The sequence below is a fragment of the Sorangium sp. So ce321 genome (assembly GCF_051530195.1).
GTDB lineage: Bacteria > Myxococcota_A > Polyangia > Polyangiales > Polyangiaceae > Sorangium.
Map to the genome: position 1 here is coordinate 10,027,614 of NZ_CP150329.1, position 19,257 is coordinate 10,046,870.

Consider the following 19,257-nt stretch of genomic DNA (forward strand, 5'->3'; position numbering starts at 1 on the left):
GCTCCCGGGACAGCGGCTACCGGGGCGCTCATCCCGCTGGTTTCTCCTCGGGTCCGACGAGCTCGCGCTTCATCACCTTGCCCGTCGGGTTGCGCGGGAGCGCGTCGACGAAGACGATCTCGCGCGGGATCTTCGGGCCCGCGAGCTGCGCGCGGCAGTGCGCCTTGATGTCGTCCTCGCTCGCGGAAGCCCCGGGGCGCAGGGCGATGAACGCGCGCACGCGCTCCCCCCAGGCGCGATCCGGGACGCCCACCACGGCGGCCTCGGCGATCGCCGGGTGGTCGTGGAGGACCGACTCCACCTCGGCGGGGTACACGTTCACGCCCCCCGAGATGATCAGGTCTCGCTTGCGGCCTTCGATGTGGTAGCAGCCGCGCGCGTCGCGGCGCGCGAGGTCGCCGACCGAGAAGAAGCCGTCCAGCGTCGACTCGCGCGTGGCGTCGGGATCTCTGTGGTAGCCGGAGACGAGCAGGGGGCTCCTCACGTAGAGCTCACCCACCTCGCCGTCGCGGCACGGCCGCCCGTCCTCGCCCACGAGCATGAGCTCGCTGCCGGCGACGGGGCGCCCGATGGTGCCCGGCGAGGCGCGCAGATCCTCGGGGCTCGCGACCGTCACGATGCCCGTCTCGGTCGCGCCGTAGAAGTTGAAGAGCCTGTCGCCGAACACCCTCATCGCCTCCGCCGCGAGCGCCGGCGGCAGCGGCGCGCCGCCCGCGAAGATCGCGGTGAGCGACGACGTGTCGTACGCGCGGATGCGCGCCTCGCCGAGCTCGAGCACGCGGTGGAGCATCGTCGGGACGACCGCCGTGGTGGTGACGCGGTACCGCTGGATCGCCTCGAGGAAGAGCTCGGGCTGGAACTCCGGGAGGATCACGATCGTCGCGCCGAGGACGAGCGACAGGCTCACGAAGCCGAACGCCGTCAGGTGGTAGAGCGGGCACACGGCGAGGTGCACGTCGCCGACGCGCATCGGGGTCGCGCCGATCGCCCCGAGCGCCGAGAGGACGACGCTGCGGCCGAAGCCGCGCACCGCGCCCTTCGGCTTGCCGGTGGTGCCGGACGTGTACATCACCACCGCGGCCTGCTCGCTCCGATCCGGGGCGTCGCCGCGCTCCGCGAGGAGCTCGTCGAAGTGCGAGAAGCCCGCGGCGCGCGCGCCGACCGCGATCATGCCCTCGCGCGGGATCCCCGCGAGGAGCGGCGCGGCCTCGCGGATCATGTCGGCGATTTCGGCGTCGAACACGAGCAGGCGCGCCCCCGAGTGGCCGGCGAGGTAAGAGAGCTCCGCGGGGGTCGAGCGCCACGACGCCGTCACCACGGACGCGCCCACGCGGGCGAGCGCGATCTGGCTCATCACGAACTCGGGGCGGTTCTTGAGCACGAGCAGCACGGTCACGCCCGGGCCGACGCCGCGCCGGTCGAGGGCGTAGCCCAGCCGGTCGATGGCCTCGTTCAGCGCGAAGAAGGAGTACACTCGGTCCTCGACCGGGCCCTCCGCGCCTCCCACGGCCGCGCCGCGCGCGAGGCTCCGCGGGTCGACCACCGCGACCCGGCTCGGGCTGTTCTCGGCGTAGTACCGGAAGAGGAGCGACGGGTTCGCCCTGCCCTTCGCGAGCTCTCGCGCGAGCACCTTCAGCCCCGGCCAACGCAGCGCGGCGAGGAGCCCTGTCTGCGTCACCGCCCGCCGCACGACGAGCGCCTCGTCCTTGAGCGCGCCGACCTTGCGCCGCCCCCTCTCGAGCGCGGCCCTGGCACCACCGATGTCCATACCGGTGACTTTACTCTCGCCCGCGCGCGCCGTGGTAGGGTGGCCTGGTGACGGAGAGTGACCGCCGCTCAGCCCAGCGCGCCGCGATCGAGCTGAGCGTTGAGTACAAACGACTCAACACGTTTTTCGCCGATTACACGCGCAACATCTCGAAGGGCGGGACGTTCATCCGCACAGATCGCCCGCTCGCCATCGGCACCGAGTTCGTGTTCGCCCTCTCGATCCGCAACCTGGCCGAGCCGCTCCGCCTGCGCGGCCGGGTGAAGTGGATCGTGATGCCCGCCGAGGCGACGGAGACGGCTCCGGCGGGGATGGGCATCGAGTTCCAGTACACGAACGACGCGGAGCGGGCCGCGACCGAGTCGGTGGTCGAGCAGCTGATGATGAGCGAGCTCGGCGAGACGCTCGCCTCCAAGCTGCTCGGTCGCAGGCTCAGCGACGGCTCGCGGTAGCGCTGGAGGCAGAGCGCCGGGGGGGTGCGCGCACGCGTCCCCCGTGTACACTGCCCCGCAATGTCGCTGCCGACCTTGCCCCCCCGGCGCCGTCTCGCTCGGGGCCTCGCCGCGCTCGCCCTCGCGATGTCTCCCCTCGCCTGCGGGGCCTCTGGCTCGCCGGGGGCCAAGGGACCGCCCGGCGCCGAGGGCCGCGCCGCGGTGGTCGAGGTCCGCGACGCCGATTTCTCCGCCAGCCTTTACACGATCGTGCGCGACGGCAAGCCGAGCCCGCAGCGCACGGGCCTGCTCATCGGCGTGATCCGCAGGCAGCTCGCGCACGCCGCGGCGCGCTTCCATGCCGGGCACCAGGACCGGGGCATCGAGAGCGTGCTCGGCGCGCTCTACCTCGTCCGCCCCGGCGAGGGCCGCGCCGAGATGATCGACCCCGTGGGCGAGCGCGCCCTCGCCGGCGCGATCGAGCGGCTGAGCCCGCGCGGCGACGAGGGGCGGGTGCGGGCCCTGCTGGAGCTCCGCGCCGCCGCGCTGCCGAGCGGCAGCCGCGCCCGCGCCGAGGTCGACGAGCACCTCGCCGCGCTCGAGCGCTGGATGAAGGACACGCGCACCGGCGGGCCGCTCGAGCAGCTCGGCATGGAGCAGCGCGCGTCCGTCGCGCGCGCCCTCGTCGACGGCCGCCCGGAGGCGCTCCAGCGAGCCGCCGCCGCGACAGCGGCGTGGATCGACCGGGCGATCGAGTTCAACATCGAGTACCGGCAGGGCGGGAAGCGGCCGGAGCGCGACGAGGCGGTCGAGGCGGCGCGCGCGCTGGAGTCCGGCGGCGCGAGCATGGCCGCGCTGTTCCTCCGCTTCGGAGACGCGAAGGGCGCGGTCGAGCAGATCGATCGTACGAGCGCGCGCCGGGTGATCCCGCCCGGCCTCTACGAGCGGATCAAGGCCGCCGCGTCCGACGACGACGCGGTGTCGTGGCAGGCGCTCGCCGCGGCCTTCGCGCACCACGAGACGCAGGAGCGCGACGCCGAGACAGGGATCGCGCAGGAGCTGCTCGACGGGGCGGTCTGGGGCACGGCCCTCGAGGCGTACCGCCGCGATCCGCTGAGCTACGACAGCGCCTCGCTCCTCTCGCAGGTGATGATCCGCCTCGGCATGTCCGAGGCGACGCCGCTCGTGATGGGCAGCGCGCTCGGCGATCGGCCGAGCCCCGGCGCGCTCGGGGCGGCGCTGGGGCTCGTGCTGAGCGCGCTCTCGGAGGAAGCGTCGAACGACGACTTCGACGCCGCGCGGCGCACCTACAACGCCGCGGGGCCGCTGCTCGTGCTCGCCGACCAGGCGGCGCGCGGCGGCGCCGCCCTCGACCCGTCGGGCGCGCGCGTGCGGTCCCTCATGGCGTCGCTCGAGCTGCGCGCCGGCAACCTCGCCGCCGCGCTGCCGCTGCTCCGCGCGGCGACCGCGGCCGAACCGACGATCAACGGCCTCACGGTGCTCGCGATGGCCGAGCGTCAGGCGGGCGAGCCCCAGGCCGCGCTGGAGGACGTGCGGCGGGCGCTGGGCGCGCCGGACGCGCGCACCTCGCCGCTCGAGATCATCCAGGCGCACCTGCTCGCCTTCGAGCTCCACCGCGAGGCGGGCACGCAGGACCGGGCCAAGGAGTCGCTCGACGCGGCGCTCGCCGCCGCGCTCGACGCCCGGCAGCGCGCGCGCGATCCGGGCGCGAAGGCGCGGACGGAGCGGCTGCTCGGGCGCATCCTCGACGGCTACGGCGATGACAAGGGCGCGGCGCGGGCTTACGACCGGGCGTTCGCCCTGGTGGCCGCCGAGCCGCTGCAGCTCGGCGCCACGATGCTCGACGCCGTGGGGCGCGCGCTCGTGCAGCGCGACCTCCCGGCCGCGCGCCGGGCGCTGAAGCGCGGCCTCGAGGCGAACGTGGACGAGGACGATCTCGCCTACGGCGGGCTGTGGGTCCTGCTGCTGGAGCGGAGCCTCGGCGTCGCGACCGACGGCACCGCGGGCCGCGCGCTCGAAGGCTCGACCGGCCGCACCTCGTGGACCGGGAGGCTCGCGGCGTGGGCGAACGGCAGGATCAGCGACGCGGATCTCGGCAAGCTCGCCCAGAGCGCGGCGCAGCGCGTAGAGGCGCAATTCTACACCGCCATGGCAAGGAAGGCGGCCGGCGACGCGAGCGCGGACGAGCGGCTCCGGGCGGTGTCGAAGAGCCCCGTCATCGACCTGCTCGAGGTGCAGCTCGCGCGCGAGATGCTGGCCCCCGAGCTGCGCCTCGATGTGCCCCGCAACGCGAGCCTCCCCTGAAGGTGCGATGTCGCCTCCTGCGCTGGGCAGGTGGCGAGATGGTCGGATGACCAGCGCCGGTGGTCGGCGCCGCGAACCCTGTCGCGGAGAGAAAAACTTCCCACGCCCGCGCGTTCTTGCTCGATCATCGCTTGATGGCCGATGACCGGAACGATCCGCTCGAGAAGCTCGCCGCCGCTCACCGGAGCCTGGAAGAGAACCTGAACGATCTCGCGCGCGCCGCGCGCGCGCTCGGCGAGGCTCGGGGGCGCGCCGCCGCGCTCGAGGGGCTCTCCAGCGTCTTCGCCTACTTCGAGCGGTCGCTGAGCCGGCACCACGAGGACGAGGAGCGCTCGCTCTTCCCGCGGCTCGCGGTGCTGGAGGCCATCGCGCCGACGCTCGATCGTCTCCGGCAGGAGCACAAGGCGCATCAGCGCGCGATCAACGAGCTGCGCGCGGCGATCGCGCGCGACGGCGGGCCCGAGCCGATCGAGGTGATCCCCCAGCTCATCGACGAGCTGCGCGCGGCGCACCAGCGCCATGTGGCCTGCGAGGAGCAGGAGGTATTCCCGGCCGCGCGCCGGTTCCTGCAGTCCTCGGCCATGCAGGGGATCATGCACGAGATGGAGACACGTCGCGGGCGCGGCGCGCAAGGCAACCCCGCCAAGGGGATCAGCGGCCGCCCCCACCGCCCTGGCGGGATGCGCAGGGGCCCGTAGCGGCGGTGCGCGCTCGACGAGCGCGCACCTCACCGCGCTACAGCTGCTCCTCGCGCGCGCGCTCCAGGGCCGCGCGCAGGTAGTTCTGCGCCCGCAGCGTGTGCGCCCCGTCCGGGTGCTCGTCCAGGTGGCTGCGGAACGCCTCCGCCGACTGTACGAACTTCCCTAGCCGGTAGAGCGCGACGCCGCGGGCGAGGTGCCTCGGGTACGCGGGGTCGAGCGCGGCGAGCTCGTCGATCTTCTTCAGGCGATACTGCTCCGCGGCGCGCCGCGCCTCCGCATCGCGGAGCGCCGCCGCGGGCGAGCGCGGCCCCGGCTCGCTGGCCTGCGTGGGGCGCGCCGCCGCCTCGTCGGCGGGAGGTGCCGCGAGGTCCCGCGAGCCCCGCGCGACGCTGACGGGGTGCGAGAGCAGGAACTTGAACAGCGCCCGCTCCTCGTCGAGCGCCAGGCCGAAGGGCTCTCGCTGGATGCCGACGATGGCGTCCCAGCGCTTCTTGAAGAGCACCCCGAGCACGGCGCCATCCATGGCGACGCGGCGCGCCTCGCCGCCGCCGCGCGACCTCGCGTCCCCTCGCTTCAGCCAGCCGCTCCGGCGGAGCAGCCCGAGGAAGTCGCCGCCGAGCTCGCGGAGCTCCCCGGACTCCTCGCCGGTCGACTCGAAGCGGCGCACCTCGCGGATGAACGAGCTCAGCTGGTAGGCCCTCAGCCGGAGCACCGCCTCGTCCCCCTGGGCGAGCGCGGGGCCCACGGCGTCGAGCACGCGCTTGCGCGCGGCGAGGAGCTCGGCCTCGGTGTGGTCCGCGTCGGCGTCCACGAGCCCGAACGCGCGGACGGCGGAGCCGAGCTCTCGCACCTCGGCGTCGAGCCCGAGCTGCTCGGCCTGGCGGGCGTGGGCGATGTCCGCCTCCCGCGCGCGCTCGAGGGCTCGCGCGTCGGCGAGCGGCAGCGGCAGCTCGGCGGGCTCGACCGACCGCGGCACCGCGAGGATCGCCGCAGAGCCCGCGATGAGGACGGCCACGAGCCCCGGCTGCCAGCCGTCGAGGTGCCGCTTCCAGCCGGGGCGCGCGCCCGCGCCGCCGCGCCCAGCCGCGCCGGGATCGGCGCGGCTCGCCAACGCGCCGACATCGGCGCGGCTCGCCAACGCGCCGACATCGGCGCGGCTCGCCGGAGCCGACCGCGGCTCCCGGCGCTTGACAGCGACGCTCTCCGCTCGCGACATTGATCGTTCCTCTGCGCTTCAGGATACCCCACGCGCGCTACTTTCAGCGCCGCGCAGCTGGCCAAGGAGGAACGTGCGAGATCACCGCAAGCACCCGCGCAGGCCCATCGAGCTCTCGATCGCATTCCGGATCGGCGATGGCCCGCGCATCGATGCGATATGCCGCGACATCAGCCTCGGCGGGATGTTCATCGAGACCACCTCGCCGGCTCCGTTCGGGGCGACCGTCGAGGTGCTGCTGTCCCTCTCGGGCCTGAAGCAGGCCGCCGCGATCCCCTCCATCGTGCGATGGACCACCGCCGAAGGGATGGGGGTGCAGTTCGGGTCCATGGGCGCGCGGGAGACCTACGCGCTCACCGAGCTCCTCGGCTCGCTCTGATCTCCGCGCGACGGCCGCGCCGCGCGGGCCACGCGACGACAGCGCTGCGCCGCGCGGCCGTCGCGCGGCGCGCGCTCAGTCGTCGATGGTCAGCGGGATGTCGAGCTGCCGCGGGCCTTCCGCGAAGCGCCCTCGGTAGAGCCCCTCCGCGCACGCCTGCAGCGCCGGCCGCAGCGGCGGGTTGAAGCGCATGGCGGCGACGCTCCCGTCGGGGCGCACGGAGATGCGCAGCGTCGAGACGACCGATTTGCGGACCGAGGACGAGCTGCCCGCCGTCTCGCGCACGAAACAGCTCGACAGCATGGACTGCACGGAGGCGGGCGTGAGCACGGGCGGAGCGGATGCCACCTGCGGCTCGGAGGCAGACGCCGCAGCGACAGGCGCCGAAGCGGTCAGCGCCGGCTCGGCGGATGCCGACTCGGCGGGCGGCGGCGGGAGCGGCTCGGCGACCGCGGAGGCGGTGGCCGCTGCCGGCTCATCCGAGGCCACACCGACCGCCGCGGCCGCAGCAGTCCCGCTCGGCGGATGCGCGCTGGCGGTCGTCGGCCGGGGTAGAGCCGGCGGACGCGAAGGCTCCGGCGGCGCGGCCGAGGGGGCGCTGTCCGGCTGCGCGGGGCGCTGCAGCAGGCGGGCGTCGCGGCCGCCGTCGAGCGAGAAGGAGCCGCGCGACGGGCCGACGAGCAAGCGCGCGGTCGTCGCGCCGCGGTACGCCGCCGAACCTACCGCGACGGTGCCGTGCTCCACGTCGACCTCCACGCGCCCGTCCAGGCGGGTCACGGTGAAGAGCGTGCCGTGCACCGCGACGCGGGTGCCGTCCACCTCGACGGCGAACGCCTCGACGAGCCCCTCCTCGGGCGCGCGCGTGACGACGTCGGCGCGCACCGAGCCGCGCTCGAGCGCGATCACGTGGCCGACGCCCGCCGTCCCGACGGCGCGCACCACGGCGCGGCTGTTCGGCAGCAGCGTCCAGCGCACCGAGCCGACGTCGGTGAAGGAGACGCTGTAGGCCGCCGTCTCGACGGAGTCGCCCGGCCGGAGGGCGCGGAAGTCCAGATCGCCGGCCATGCCGGCGTCACCGGCTGCCCTGGGGATCTCCGCGACGTCGCGGGCGCGCGGCGGCGTCGACGTCGCCACCACGGGCGGGGCGGAGCGACCGGCCGCGAGGATCGCGAACGCGATGGCGGCCGCGGCCGCGGCGAACCCGAGCGCGCGCCCGAACGGCGAGCGCTGCGGCGGCGCGGCGCGACGGACGGGAGCGGGCTTCTCGATGCGCGCGAACAGCTCGCGCTCGATGGCGTCCCACCGTGGCTCCGGAGGCTCCGCGGCGCGGAGCAGCTGCTCCATGTGCTCGCGTGCCCGCTCGTACTGCTTTGCGCCGCTCACATGTCCTCCGTGTCGACAGCCGCTCCGTCCGCCGCGGGGTACCCCCCGGCCGCGTTCCCCACAGATACCCGCGCGCGCGTCGCCGCCGCCGCCGCCGCGCCGTCCGCCTTCTCCGCGCCCCCTTCGGCCAGCTCGGCGGCGAGCTGGGCGAGCGCGGGCTCAGCGCGCATCATCTCCTCGATCTCGCGCCGCGCATAGAACAGCCGCGTCCGGACGGTGAGCACAGGCGCGCCGACGATCTCGGCGATCTCGGTCGGGGCGATGCCCTCGAGCTCGTGCAGGACGTAGACGACCCGCTTCTTCTCCGGGAGGCGCTCCAGCACCCTCCGGAAGGCGTCGATCCTGCGAGCGCGAGCGGCGTCCTCGTCCGGGAGCATGCCGCGGTCGACCTCCAGATCGGCGCTCGGTTCGCCAGCGAACACAGGGCGGCTGCGCGCCGCGCGCCGCGCCATCAGCACGGCATTGACCGTCACCCGGTGGAGCCACGTCGTGAACTTGGACTGCCCCCGGAAGTCGCCCAGGCTCCGGTGCACCTGGATGAACACCTCCTGGATCACGTCCTCGGCGTCGGCGGTCGGTCCGAGCATCCTGAAAACGAGCCGCGCGACGTCACGGCGGTAACGCCGGAAGATCTCGGCAAAGGCCGTCGGGTCACCGCTCTGGAACCGGCGGATCCACTCGCCCACGTCGTCGGGCTCGGTCACGGGCGGAAGCCTACTCGCCCGCTCGGCGCTCATGGAGCACGATGGCAAGGCGACCAGCGCCGGGCGGCGCAAGAGGTCGTCGCCCGCGGGCACGGCGTCGAGCGCCGCCCGGGCGGCCGCGGCGGCTCGCTCGGGCAGGTCGTCCACGCGGCCATTCGGCGCACCCCAGCCCGGGGGGAGGAACGACCGCGAGAGGTGCGCCCAGAACGCCCCTGTCTCGATCGTCACGGTATGCACAGAGGCTTCTGATGCGCCGGGCAGCCGGATCATTCACGGCGGCGCAGCGCGATCGAGCGCCGCCCCGGAGCCAGGTCGTGCCAGGAAGCGCACAAAAGTTGTTCCTTGAGGCACATTGGCGCGACCTTCCGGCGCATGATCTTCATCGCCGTGTCGCTGACCGTGGCCCTGGTCGCTGCCGATCTTTTCGAGCTGGGCTCCCGCCGCCGCGATCGCGCGTAGCGACCGGCCTCGGCCTCTGACGGGAGACAACGAGAGACAAAAAAGAGCCCGGCGAGAACCCGCTCCGGCCTCGGCCGAAGCGTGCTCACGCCGGGATCAGGGTGCGAGGGAGCTGTCCGGATCGTCCGGTCGGCTCAGCCCGCGGCCTCGGCCCCTTCGGCCGCTGCGCCGCCCTTCTTCGGCAGGTCGAAGAGCGCCGACAGCTCGACCTTCTCCTGCTTCTTCTGCTCCAGGATGCTGTTGACCGCGCGCAGGAGGCGCGTCTTCGCGGGGCCGCTGATCGGCTTGCCCTGAAGCGCAGCGCTCAGCGTGCGGTCGGTCACCGGTCGGCCGCTGCGCGGCTTCTTGGCGCCAGCGGCCTCCTTCTTCTTCGCGGCGTCCTCGCTGCCACGCGCCAGCCGCTTGGTCAGGCGGATCGCCCGATCCTCCGGCTGCAGCCGCTCGATCTTGACCGACGTCGCGAGAATGCGGCGGGGGTCGATCTTCTTATCCTTCAAGAAATCTTCGATCTTGGTGCCCATCGTCGTCACTTGCCCCGAAAGGGCGGCGACCCTATCACGGGCTTTGCCGCTGTGCATCTGCGACGTTTACCCTTCGCGTCGCCCTGCGGTAGCCTGTCGCGGTGACCATCCTGCCCGAGCTCGACGAGGCCGCTCGCATTATTCGTCAACAAATTCCAGCGCTTCCGAGCGTCGGCGTGGTGCTGGGATCGGGGCTCGGGGGCTGGGGCGACGAGCTCTCCGACCTCGTGAAGGTGCCCTACGCGGCGATCCCCGGCATGCCCCGGCCCGCCGTCGAGGGGCACGCCGGCTTCCTGTGCGCCGGCCGCGTGGGCGACGTGCCGGTCGCCTGCCTCCAGGGGCGCGCGCACCTCTACGAGGGGCACCCGCTGGCGAAGGTCGTGTTCGGCGTGCGCGTGCTCGCGCGGCTCGGCTGCCGCGCCGTGCTCCTGACCAACGCGGCCGGCGGCATCCACCACGGCTTCGCCGCCGGCGACCTCATGCTGCTCATCGACCACCTCAACCTGATGGGGGTGAACCCGCTCGTCGGGCCGAACGACGAGGCGCTCGGCACGCGCTTCCCCGACATGACCTACGCGCACGACCCCAGGCTGCTCGAGCTCGCGCGGGCGGCGGCGCGCGACACGGGCGTCTCCCTGCGCGAGGGGGTCTACGCCGGGCTGCTCGGGCCGACGTACGAGACGCCCGCGGAGATCCGGATGCTGCGCACGCTCGGCGCCGACGCTGTCGGGATGAGCACGGTGCCGGAGATCATCGCGCTCAGGCACATGGGCGTGCCGGCCGCGGCCATCTCGTGCATCACGAACCTCGCCGCGGGGCTGACGCGGCGCGAGCTCAACCACCGGGAGGTCGAGGAGACCGCCAGGCAGGCGCGCTCGCGGTTCACGGCGCTGCTCTCGGCGTGGGTCCGCCGCGCGGGCGAAGGCGCCGCGGAAGGGAGCGCTGCTTCGTGAGCCGCGCCCCGCACGACGCCGGCGAGGCGCCCGCCGCTGCCGAGCCCGCGCTGGCGATCGACTGGGCGGCGCTCGATCGGGCGGCCCTCGCCGTCCGGGAGCGGGCGCACGCGCCGTACTCGGGCTACTGGGTGGGCGCGGCGATCCTCGTGCGCTCCGGCCGCGTGTTCGCCGGCTGCAACGTCGAGAACGCCTCGTACGGGCTCACCATCTGCGCGGAGCGCTCGGCCATCGTGCAGATGGTGGCGGCCGGCGAGCGTGATCCGGTCGCGATCACCGTCGCCACCAGCGGGCCCGTCCTCGGCAGCCCGTGCGGCATGTGCCGGCAGACGCTCGCCGAGTTCGCCGTGGATCTCCCGATCCGGCTCATCGCCGCCGGCGGCGGCGCGCCGCCGCGGCACACCTCCCTGTCAGCGCTCCTCCCGGAGGCGTTCGGGGCGGCAGCGCTCTCGCGCTGATCGCCCCCCGCGCCCTCCCCGGGGCGCCGCCGGCTCACTCGACCGACAGCGCCTCGGCCTGCTCGATCTGAGACAGCGCGGCGGCGAGCGCCTCCCGCGCGCGCTCCAGCGAGACGCGGTCGTCGCCCCACTTCGAGCGCGCCTTCTGCAGGCGGGCGCGCTCCACGGCGAGTTGCTCGGCGAGCTGCTCGCCGTGCGTCCTCAGGGTGTCGCGCTCCTCGGTCCGGTGCGAGAGCTGGGCGCCGAGCTCGCTCTCCCGCTGCTCGGCCTCGGTGAGCCGGCCCTGCATCTCCTCGATGGCGCGCGCGCGATCGGCGAGCTCACCCAGCAGGCGGTCGCGCTCCTCGCTGCGCGCGGAGAGCTCTCCCGCGCGCTGCTCCAGCTGCTGATCGAGCTCCTCGATACGGGTCTGGAGATGCGCGACCTGGTTGCGCGCCTGCCCGAGCTCGGTCGAGAGCCCGCGGGCGATCTCGTCCAGCTCGTGCCGCTGCGCCGCCCAGGCGGCGTCCCGCTCGGCGATCTCGGCCTGGTGCGCCCCGCGGGCGTCGGCGAGCGCCTGCGCGTGCGCCGCCTCGGTCTGCGCCTGCCGATCGGCGGCGCGCGCCTCGAGCTCGGCCACGCGGTCCGCGTGGGCCTGCTCTGCGGCGCGCACGGCCTGCTCGCGCTCCTCGATGAGCTCGCGCTCCCGCACCGCGAGCTGCGCCGCGAAGTCCGCGCGCGTGGCCTCGAGCGCCAGCGCGTGCTCCTCGGCCTGGCTCTCGACGGCGCGCGCGTGCTCCCCGGCCTGGCGCTCGACGGCGCGCGCGTGCTCCTCGGCCTGGCGCTCGACGGCGCGCGCGTGCTCGGTCCGGAGGCCGAGCAGCGCGGCCGCGCGCTCGTTATCGCGCCGCTCGACCTCGTCCGCGTGCTCGCGCCGGAGCTCCTCGATGGCGGTCGCGTGCCCGCCGCGGAGCTCCTCGATCGCCGCGGCGTGCTCGCCCCGCAGCGCCTCGATCGCGGCGGCGTGCTCGGCCTGTTGCCGCTCGATCGCGGCGACCTGCTCGGCCCGCACCCCTTGCAGCGCGGCCGCGTGCTCCGCGTGGATGCGCTCGACGGCGTCGGCGTGCTCGGCGCGCGCCCCGTCCAGCGCTGCCGCGTGCTCGCGATCGCGCCGCTCCGCCTCGGCGGCGTGCTCGCGCCGGAGGGCCTCGACCGCAGCCTCCTGCTCGCGCTGCGCCGCCTCGGCCGCCGCCGCGTGCTCCGCCCTCAGCCGGTCGAGCGCCGCGGCGTGCTCCGCCTTCAGCCCATCCACGGCCGCGGCGTGCTCCGCCTTCAGCCCATCCACGGCCGCGGCGTGCTCCGCCTTCAGCCCATCCACGGCCGCGGCGTGCTCCGCCTTCAGCCCATCCACGACCGCGGCGTGCTCGGCCCGCAGCCCATCCACGGCCGCGGCGTGCTCCGCCCTCACCCCGTCCGTGGCCGCGGCGTGCTCCGCCTTCAGGCCGTCCATCGCCGCGGCGTGCTCGGCCCGCAGCCCTTCCGCCGTCGCGGCAGACTCGGCCCTCGCCCGCTCGAGCGCCGCAGCGTGCTCGCCGGCGAGCCTGTCGACGGCCGCGCGGTGCTCGGTGGCCTGCTGCTCGATCCGGGCGGCGTGCTCGGCGTTCAGCCTTTCGATCTCCGCCCGGTGGCCCGCGACCGCCTGATCGAAGCGCTCCCGCTCGGCCTGCGTGCGCTCCTCGATCTCGCGCTGCGCCGACGCCTCCGCGGCCTCGATCGCCTGAGACCTCTCGTCCGCCGCGGAGCGGAGCGCCTCCGTGTGCGCCGCCTCCGCGTCCATCAGCGCCTGCCGCGCCGCCGAGAGCTCCGCGTCGCGCGCGGCGACCTGCGCCTGCAGCTTGTCGGTGCGCGCCTTGAAGTCGTCGGCGCGCTTCGCGGCGAGCTCCTTGTCGGCGCGGAGCGACGCGAGCTGCGCGCCGAGATCCTCGCTCGAGCGCTCGAGCTCCAGGAGCCTGTCGCCCTGATCGGCCTTCTCTCGCTCGAGCGACAGCGTCTGATCCCGGAGCTCCAGGAGCTCCTTGTCCTTGCGCGACATCTGGTCGCGGAGCGCGAGGATCTCCTTGTCCTTCTTGTTCAGCGCCTCGCGCAGGTCGAGGAACTCGCGGCTCGACACGCCACCGGGCCGGGAGCCGCTGCCGCCGGCCGCGAGCTTCGCCTTGACCTCGTCGAGCTCGCGCCGGAGGCGGGACGCCTCCTGGGTGCCGTCGCTCGCCGTGGAGAGCTCGCCCTCGAGGCGGAGCGAGGTCGCTCGCGCGGCGGCCACCTCCTTGGTGAGGCGGACGATCTCGCCCTTGGACCGATCCAGCTCGGCGCGCAGGCGCTCGGCCTCGCCCGAGTCCACGTCGGAGCGAGGCGGCGCCGGCGGCGCAGGGGTCATCCGCCCGCGCTCGGAGATCGGCGCGCGGTAAGCGGCGGCCCCGCGCTCGGAGACCGGCGCGCGGTAAGCGGCGGCCCCGCGCTCGGAGACCGGCGCGCGGTAAGCGGCGATCGGCGACGAACTCACGGGCGGAGGCGCCGAGGCGGGCACGGGCGTCCTGGTGGACGTCGGCGCCCGCGTCGACGGCGCGACCGACGGTCTGGGGACGGTCCGATCGTCGATCGGCTCCTCCTCCTCGTCGCGGATGAGCCGGGTGAAGGCGCCGCCGATGAACTCCTCGATGTCCTCGTCCGGCTTGCCGGGCGACCTCGCCCCCGTCCCCTGCGGCGGCCTCGGTGGGCCCGGCACCCGGACGGCGCGCGGATCCGCCGCGGCGGCGGGCGGCGCGGCAGATGCCGGCGCCGGCGGCGCGGCAGAGCGCGGCGCTGGCGGCGCGGCGGAGGGCGGCGGCGCTGGCGGCGGCGCGGCGCTCGCGCGCGAGCCGTTCGCGATCACGGTCGCCGTGATGATCGTGGGGTCCCCCGAGTCCTCGTCGATGTCGGCCTCGAGCACCTCGGCCTCATCGATCATGATCGGATCGGCCTCCGCGTCCTCTCCGTCGAGCGGGACGTAGGTGCGGATGTGCTCGAGGAGCTCGCCGAACGCGATCGGCTTGTGGATGTAGTCCTCCGCGCGGGTCCTGAGCTTCCGGTGCTGCTCGAACGTCTCCTCGCTCGACTCGCTCGACATGATGACGAGCGGGACATCCTTGAGCTGGGCGTCCTTCTTGAGCTTGTTGCAGACCGAGAAGCCGTTCATGCGCGGCAGCTCGATCGACAGCAGGATGAGATCGGGGCGATCGGCCGCGGCGACCTGCAGGCCGACGTTGCCGTCATCGACCACCTGGACGGTGCAGCCGAGGCGGCCCAGTTCCGTGCGGAGCTCCCCGGCGAACGCCGGATCACTCTCAAATACGAGGACTTTCGTCATGTTCCGGGGTGTGCGCGGGTTCGGAGGGGAACCCAAGATATCGGCCCCCTTCGACGAGTGTCAAACACGAGGCTGGACGCGCCGTTCAGGCCGTCCGGCCGACAACGTGAGGAGCGATGAGCCGACCGGTCCAGGGTGCGATACCGGACGATCCAGGGTTCTATTGCCGGGACGAGGGCAGACAGCGGTAGACTCGCTCGCGGCTCACCTGTCGACGAAGTGGTCCGGCGGCTCGTCGCCGAAGCACAGGCCCATCTCGCGGGCCGTGACGACCGTGTCCGAGTCGAGCGGCACCGTCTTCGTCTTGCCGGCGACGTCGGCGAGGGGGACGAGCTCGATCCGGTTCGCGCGCAGCGCGACCATCCCGCTCCCGCAGTCCTCGACGAGGTAGCGCGCCGCGGCCGCGCCGAAGCGGAGCGCGAGCAAGCGGTCCGCCGTCGTGGGCCCGCCGCCGCGCTGCAGGTGGCCGAGCACGATGGAGCGCGCCTCCTTGCCGGTGCGGGCCGCGAGCTCCTTGGCCACGCGCTCGGCCACGCCCCCGAGCACGACGGTGCGGCGGAACGCGTCGCCCGCGTCCTTGATGGTCAGCTCCCCGCCCTGCGAGTACGCCCCCTCCGCCGCCACCACGATGGAGAAATGGCGCCCGCGCGACTCCCGGAGGCGGATCTTCTCGGCGATCGCCTCGTACCGGAACGGGATCTCCGGCATCAGGATGGCGTCGGCGCCCCCGGCGATGCCGGCGTTGAGGGCGATCCAGCCCGCGTGACGCCCCATCACCTCCACGACCATGATCCGCTCGTGCGCCTCGGTCGTGGAGTGGAGCCGATCGAGCGCCTCGGTCGCGATGGAGACGGCCGTGTCGAAGCCGAACGTGATGTCCGTGCAGCAGACGTCGTTGTCGATCGTCTTCGGCACGCCGATCACGAGGGGCAGCCCGCGCTCGAGGAGCTGGTTCGCGATCCGCATCGAGCCGTCGCCGCCCACCGCGATGAGCGCGTCGAACCCCTGCGCGCGGAACCTCCGCACGAGATCGTCGGACCGGTCCCGCGGCACGAGCCCGTGCTCGCCTGGGGTCGGGAAGTGGAACGGATCGCCGCGGTTCGCGGTGCCCAGGATGGTGCCCCCGAGGTGCGCGATGCCGCGGACGCGCTCGCGGTCGAGCCGGATGAGGCCGTCCGGAGCGTCGTCGAGCAACCCGCGGTAGCCCTGCCGGATCCCCCAGACCTCCCAGCCGCGCTCGAGCGCGGCGAGCGTGGTCGCGCGAATGACAGCGTTGAGCCCGGGCGCGTCGCCTCCGCCGGTGCTGATAGCGATCTTGCGTGCCGCCATGAGGAGCGCAGCATTGCGAGCCCTCCTCGGCGACGCAATAGACATCTCCGCGTCGCGGCCTCGCTCGGCGCGGCGGCGTGGAGGCGCGCGCGCCTCCGCGCCGTCGCTGCGCCACGACGAGCCGCGACCCCGCGCTGCGACGAGCGCAGGGCGAGCGAGCCTGCCGCGAAGCGACCTTCGCACCTCGCTGCCAGCCGCGCGATGCAGGCGTGTCGCGCGCGGTCGGGGCCGCCGCGGAAAGCGCCTCGAGCCGGCGGAGCGCCGGCATGACGGTCGCGAGCGCCGCCGACGGGGTATAGGCATGCGCATGCGGCCACCCCGGACGCGCGCCCCCGTATGAACCGCGCCACCCTGATCCGAGGCATCCAGCTCATCGTCACGCTGACGCTCGCGTCGTTCGCGTACGTGCTCTACAGCGAGATCCACGACAAGCAGGAGAGCCTCGCCGCAGGGCTCGCGCACGTGCGGCCGGGCTGGCTGCTCGTCGGCGCCGTGCTGGCGCTGCAGGAGGGCGTGTTCGGGGGCCTCAGGATCTGGGTCCTCGGGCGCGTGCTCTGGCCCGGGCTCCGCGTGCGCACGGCGGTGACGTCGGAGTTCGTGCTGATGTTCTGCGCCGGGGTGACCCCCGGGCAGGCCGGCGCGGCGCCCTCGCAGGCCGCCGTCCTCGTGCACGGCGGCATGCGCCTCGTCGACGTCGCCACGGCCGCGCTGCTCACCGCCTCGTGCACGGTCTCGTTCTTCCTGCTGTCTGCCGTCGCCATCTTCACGCTCCGGCACCACGGGATGCTGGTCTTGCAGGGGGGCCAGCAGATCGAGTGGCTGCTCCTGTTCACCGTCGCCATGTTCGGCTCGGGGCTCGTGGCGCTGATCGCCGCGGCGGCGTACCCGCCGCTCCTCAAGGCGGTCGTCCGCGCGCTGTCGGTGCCGCTCGGGAGGCTCCTGCGCGCCGTCCTGCTGGGCGCCCGGCGCGTGCCTCGGCTGCGGGCCCGCGCCGAGGCCGCGCTCGCCGCGCCCGGCAGCACGACCGCGCGCCTGCTGCGGAGCGTCGACGAGTTCCACCAGGGCTTCCGCATCTACATGCGCCGCGGCAAGCGCGCCTACGCCGCCGCCCTGCTGCTCACGTTCGCCTTCTTCTGCTCGCGGTTCGCGGTCGCCTACTTCATCCTGCTCGGGCTCGGCATCCCGACCTCGCCCTCGACCTTCGTCTCGGTGGGCCCGCCGATCTTCCAGGTGATCCTGACGCAGACGCTGCTCAACTTCGCGCTCTACATGAGCCCGACGCCCGGCGCGAGCGGCGTCGCCGAGCTCGGATCGAACGCGCTGATGTCGCCCTGGGTGAGGGGCGCGTTCGTGGTGCCGTACGTCGTCCTCTGGCGGGTGCTCACGCTGTTCCTCTGCATGTTCGTGGGGGGCATCTACGTCTTCCGCTACCTCGGCACCGACGTGCTCGAGGAGCGCGTGAAGCAGACGGAGGCGGAGAAGCGCGCGCTCGAGGAGGCAGCGCGCGCGGCCGAGGAGGCGGCGCGCGCCGCCGAGGCGCAAGACGAGACCGCCGGCCAGCGGCGAGGCGTGGGGTGACGCGGGGCGGGGCGGCGCGGGACGGCCCGCGCCGGCCGCGCCGCCGAGCTCGGGGCGGGATCAGCGCGCGGGGATGGGCACGGCCGCGAACTGGACGACCTTCCCGCGCCGCACCTTGAGGAGCGCGATCGACCCGTCCTTGACCTTCGCGATGGCCGCGCGGAGCCCGGCCACATCCTTGACCGGCGCGCCGTTCACCTCGAGGATCACGTCGCCCACCTGGATCTCCTGCTGGTCGCCGCCCGACGCGAACCCGTCGACCCGCACCCCGCCGCCGGCGGCGTCGGAGACCTGGATGCCGAGCTTCTCGGCGCTCTGCTGCCGCTCGGGCCGGGCGCCCTGGGTCGGCCGCGGGCGGCTTCCGGCGTCGCCCTCCTCGTCCTGGAGCGCGTCCAGCTTGGCCACGAGCTCCTGCCGCTTCTCGGCGCGCACCACGGTCACCTTGATCTCGGCGCCGGGGGCGTTGCGCGCCACGTTGCGCCGCAGCTCCTCGGCGTGGAGGATCGGGATGCCGTTGACGTCCACGATGACGTCGCCCGGCTTGATGCCGGCGCGCGCGGCGGCGCCGCCCGGCTCGACCTCGGCGACGAGCGCGCCCTTCGGCCCGTCCAGCTTGAGCGCCGCGGCGAGATCGCGCGTGACGGGCTGGAACAGGAGGCCGAGCTTGCCGCGCTCGACGAACCCCTTCTCGCGGAGCTGCGGGAGCACGTCCTTCAGCGCGTCGATCGGGATCGCGAAGCCGATGCCGTTGGCGCCCGCCCTGATGGCGGTGTTGATGCCCACGACCTCGCCCCGCCAGTTGAACAGCGGCCCGCCGCTGTTGCCCGGGTTGATGGAGGCGTCGGTCTGGATGAAGTCGTCGTAGGGCCCCGCGCCGATCGCGCGCGCCTTCGCGCTCACGATGCCGAGCGTGACCGTGTGGCCGAGGCCGAACGGGTTGCCGACCGCGAGCACGTGCTCGCCGACCCGCAGCTGCTCGCTCGACCCGAGCGGCGCCACGGGCAAGCCGTTCGCGCCCTTCAAGCGCAGGAGCGCGAGGTCGAGCTTGGGATCGCGGCCGACGACCTCGGCCTCGAACTCCCGCTCGTCGGCGAGCCGGACGCGGACGCCGGACGCGTCGTGGATGACGTGCTCGTTCGTCACGACGTAGCCGCTCGGGTCGATGATGAAGCCGGTGCCGAGCGCCGTCTGCGTGGGCCGCGGGCCGCGCGGGGCGCCGCGGCCGCCGCCCTGGGGGCCGAAGAAGAAGTCGAAGGGATCGAGCCCCTCGCGACCCACGGATTCGTGGAGCGTGGTGATGTTGACGACCATGGGCCTCACCCGGTCGGACAGCGCGGCGACGTCGAAGGTGGCCGGCACCGGCGCGGGCGGGAGCGTCACGGTCGACACGGGCGGCGCCGCGTCCGCCGGCGCGACGGCCGCGGCCTGGGTGGAAGGGGGCGTGGCGTGAGCCTGTTGACCGCACCCGCCCAGCGAGAGCGCCGCCAGCGAGAGCAGCGCGAGGGCCGAAGCGCGGGAGCGATGGGAAACCGCTTGAATCATGGAATCTCCGTCGGGCAGTCGAAGGGTCCCGTCCTGCGATCGGCGAACAGGGGACGCACTGCGTTCATTCCGCCGCAGAAATAACGCCCCATGCTCCGCTGACAAGGGCGGGCGCCGGGCATCGGAGC

The 19,257-nt window shown here is 74.2% G+C and carries 15 protein-coding genes; 7 read left to right on the forward strand and 8 right to left on the reverse strand.

Features of this window, described 5'->3' with window-relative positions:
* Positions 1–28 precede the first annotated feature (28 nt).
* Positions 29–1,768, reverse strand: coding sequence for a class I adenylate-forming enzyme family protein (locus tag WME89_RS37000; protein ID WP_438004325.1), 1,740 nt, complete (start codon positions 1,766–1,768; stop codon positions 29–31).
* Positions 1,769–1,815: 47 nt separating this feature from the next.
* On the opposite strand from WME89_RS37000, the gene WME89_RS37005 reads away from it, so the two are divergent.
* The 3 genes from WME89_RS37005 (at position 1,816) to WME89_RS37015 (ending at position 5,222) form a co-directional block, all read left to right on the forward strand.
* Complete coding sequence (locus tag WME89_RS37005) at positions 1,816–2,220, forward strand: PilZ domain-containing protein (protein ID WP_436621957.1); 405 nt, start codon at positions 1,816–1,818, stop codon at positions 2,218–2,220.
* 60 nt (positions 2,221–2,280) lie between these two features.
* Entirely contained in the window at positions 2,281–4,524 is a 2,244-nt protein-coding gene (locus WME89_RS37010; RefSeq protein WP_438004326.1) for a hypothetical protein, read from the forward strand.
* Between the two features lie 134 nt (positions 4,525–4,658).
* Entirely contained in the window at positions 4,659–5,222 is a 564-nt protein-coding gene (locus tag WME89_RS37015; protein WP_438004327.1) for a hemerythrin domain-containing protein, read from the forward strand.
* 37 nt (positions 5,223–5,259) lie between these two features.
* Here the strand turns inward: WME89_RS37015 and WME89_RS37020 are convergent, their stop codons facing one another.
* Complete coding sequence (locus tag WME89_RS37020; RefSeq protein ID WP_438004328.1) at positions 5,260–6,336, reverse strand: hypothetical protein; 1,077 nt, start codon at positions 6,334–6,336, stop codon at positions 5,260–5,262.
* 178 nt (positions 6,337–6,514) lie between these two features.
* Here WME89_RS37020 and WME89_RS37025 point away from each other — a divergent pair, with 178 nt between their 5' ends.
* Complete coding sequence (locus WME89_RS37025) at positions 6,515–6,820, forward strand: PilZ domain-containing protein (protein WP_437660337.1); 306 nt, start codon at positions 6,515–6,517, stop codon at positions 6,818–6,820.
* A 75-nt stretch (positions 6,821–6,895) separates the two neighbouring features.
* Here WME89_RS37025 and WME89_RS37030 read toward each other — a convergent pair whose 3' ends face one another.
* The 3 genes from WME89_RS37030 to WME89_RS37040 form a co-directional block, all read right to left on the reverse strand.
* Positions 6,896–8,203: a FecR family protein gene (locus WME89_RS37030; protein ID WP_438004329.1), complete on the reverse strand. Its 1,308-nt coding sequence runs from the start codon at positions 8,201–8,203 to the stop codon at positions 6,896–6,898.
* Positions 8,200–9,135 carry an RNA polymerase sigma factor gene (locus tag WME89_RS37035; protein WP_438004330.1) on the reverse strand — a complete coding sequence of 312 codons (936 nt, stop codon included), beginning with the start codon at positions 9,133–9,135 and terminating at the stop codon, positions 8,200–8,202. The genes WME89_RS37030 and WME89_RS37035 overlap by 4 nt, the downstream gene beginning before the upstream one ends.
* Positions 9,136–9,500: 365 nt before the next feature.
* Positions 9,501–9,887: a hypothetical protein gene (locus WME89_RS37040; RefSeq protein ID WP_438004331.1), complete on the reverse strand. Its 387-nt coding sequence runs from the start codon at positions 9,885–9,887 to the stop codon at positions 9,501–9,503.
* 101 nt (positions 9,888–9,988) lie between these two features.
* Between WME89_RS37040 and WME89_RS37045 the strand changes: the two genes are divergently transcribed.
* Together WME89_RS37045 and WME89_RS37050 are read left to right on the forward strand one after the other, a co-directional pair.
* Positions 9,989–10,840, forward strand: coding sequence for a purine-nucleoside phosphorylase (locus WME89_RS37045; protein ID WP_438004332.1), 852 nt, complete (start codon positions 9,989–9,991; stop codon positions 10,838–10,840).
* On the forward strand, positions 10,837–11,298 hold the full coding sequence (locus WME89_RS37050) for a cytidine deaminase (protein ID WP_438004333.1): 462 nt from the start codon (positions 10,837–10,839) through the stop codon (positions 11,296–11,298). Before WME89_RS37045 ends, WME89_RS37050 begins: the two co-directional genes overlap by 4 nt.
* A gap of 34 nt (positions 11,299–11,332) precedes the next feature.
* Here the strand turns inward: WME89_RS37050 and WME89_RS37055 are convergent, their stop codons facing one another.
* Entirely contained in the window at positions 11,333–14,680 is a 3,348-nt protein-coding gene (locus WME89_RS37055; RefSeq protein WP_438004334.1) for a response regulator, read from the reverse strand.
* 204 nt (positions 14,681–14,884) lie between these two features.
* Positions 14,885–16,009: a 6-phosphofructokinase gene (locus tag WME89_RS37060; protein WP_438004335.1), complete on the reverse strand. Its 1,125-nt coding sequence runs from the start codon at positions 16,007–16,009 to the stop codon at positions 14,885–14,887.
* Positions 16,010–16,345: 336 nt separating this feature from the next.
* On the opposite strand from WME89_RS37060, the gene WME89_RS37065 reads away from it, so the two are divergent.
* Positions 16,346–17,587, forward strand: a complete 1,242-nt coding sequence (locus WME89_RS37065; protein ID WP_438004336.1) for a lysylphosphatidylglycerol synthase transmembrane domain-containing protein — start codon at positions 16,346–16,348, stop codon at positions 17,585–17,587.
* Positions 17,588–17,647: 60 nt separating this feature from the next.
* On the opposite strand, the gene WME89_RS37070 is transcribed toward WME89_RS37065, so the two are convergent.
* On the reverse strand, positions 17,648–19,129 hold the full coding sequence (locus WME89_RS37070) for a Do family serine endopeptidase (RefSeq protein WP_438004337.1): 1,482 nt from the start codon (positions 19,127–19,129) through the stop codon (positions 17,648–17,650).
* Between the last annotated feature and the right edge of the window lie 128 nt (positions 19,130–19,257).

Bases quoted from the DNA above. Each gene is read 5' to 3' on its own strand.
- WME89_RS37040 (WP_438004331.1), bottom strand. From the start codon at position 9,887: ATGGGCACCAAGATCGAAGATTTCTTGAAGGATAAGAAGATCGACCCC.
- WME89_RS37015 (WP_438004327.1), top strand. From the start codon at position 4,659: ATGGCCGATGACCGGAACGATCCGCTCGAGAAGCTCGCCGCCGCTCAC.
- WME89_RS37000 (WP_438004325.1), bottom strand. From the start codon at position 1,768: ATGGACATCGGTGGTGCCAGGGCCGCGCTCGAGAGGGGGCGGCGCAAG.
- WME89_RS37070 (WP_438004337.1), bottom strand. From the start codon at position 19,129: ATGATTCAAGCGGTTTCCCATCGCTCCCGCGCTTCGGCCCTCGCGCTG.
- WME89_RS37055 (WP_438004334.1), bottom strand. From the start codon at position 14,680: ATGACGAAAGTCCTCGTATTTGAGAGTGATCCGGCGTTCGCCGGGGAG.
- WME89_RS37065 (WP_438004336.1), top strand. From the start codon at position 16,346: ATGAACCGCGCCACCCTGATCCGAGGCATCCAGCTCATCGTCACGCTG.
- WME89_RS37010 (WP_438004326.1), top strand. From the start codon at position 2,281: ATGTCGCTGCCGACCTTGCCCCCCCGGCGCCGTCTCGCTCGGGGCCTC.
- WME89_RS37060 (WP_438004335.1), bottom strand. From the start codon at position 16,009: ATGGCGGCACGCAAGATCGCTATCAGCACCGGCGGAGGCGACGCGCCC.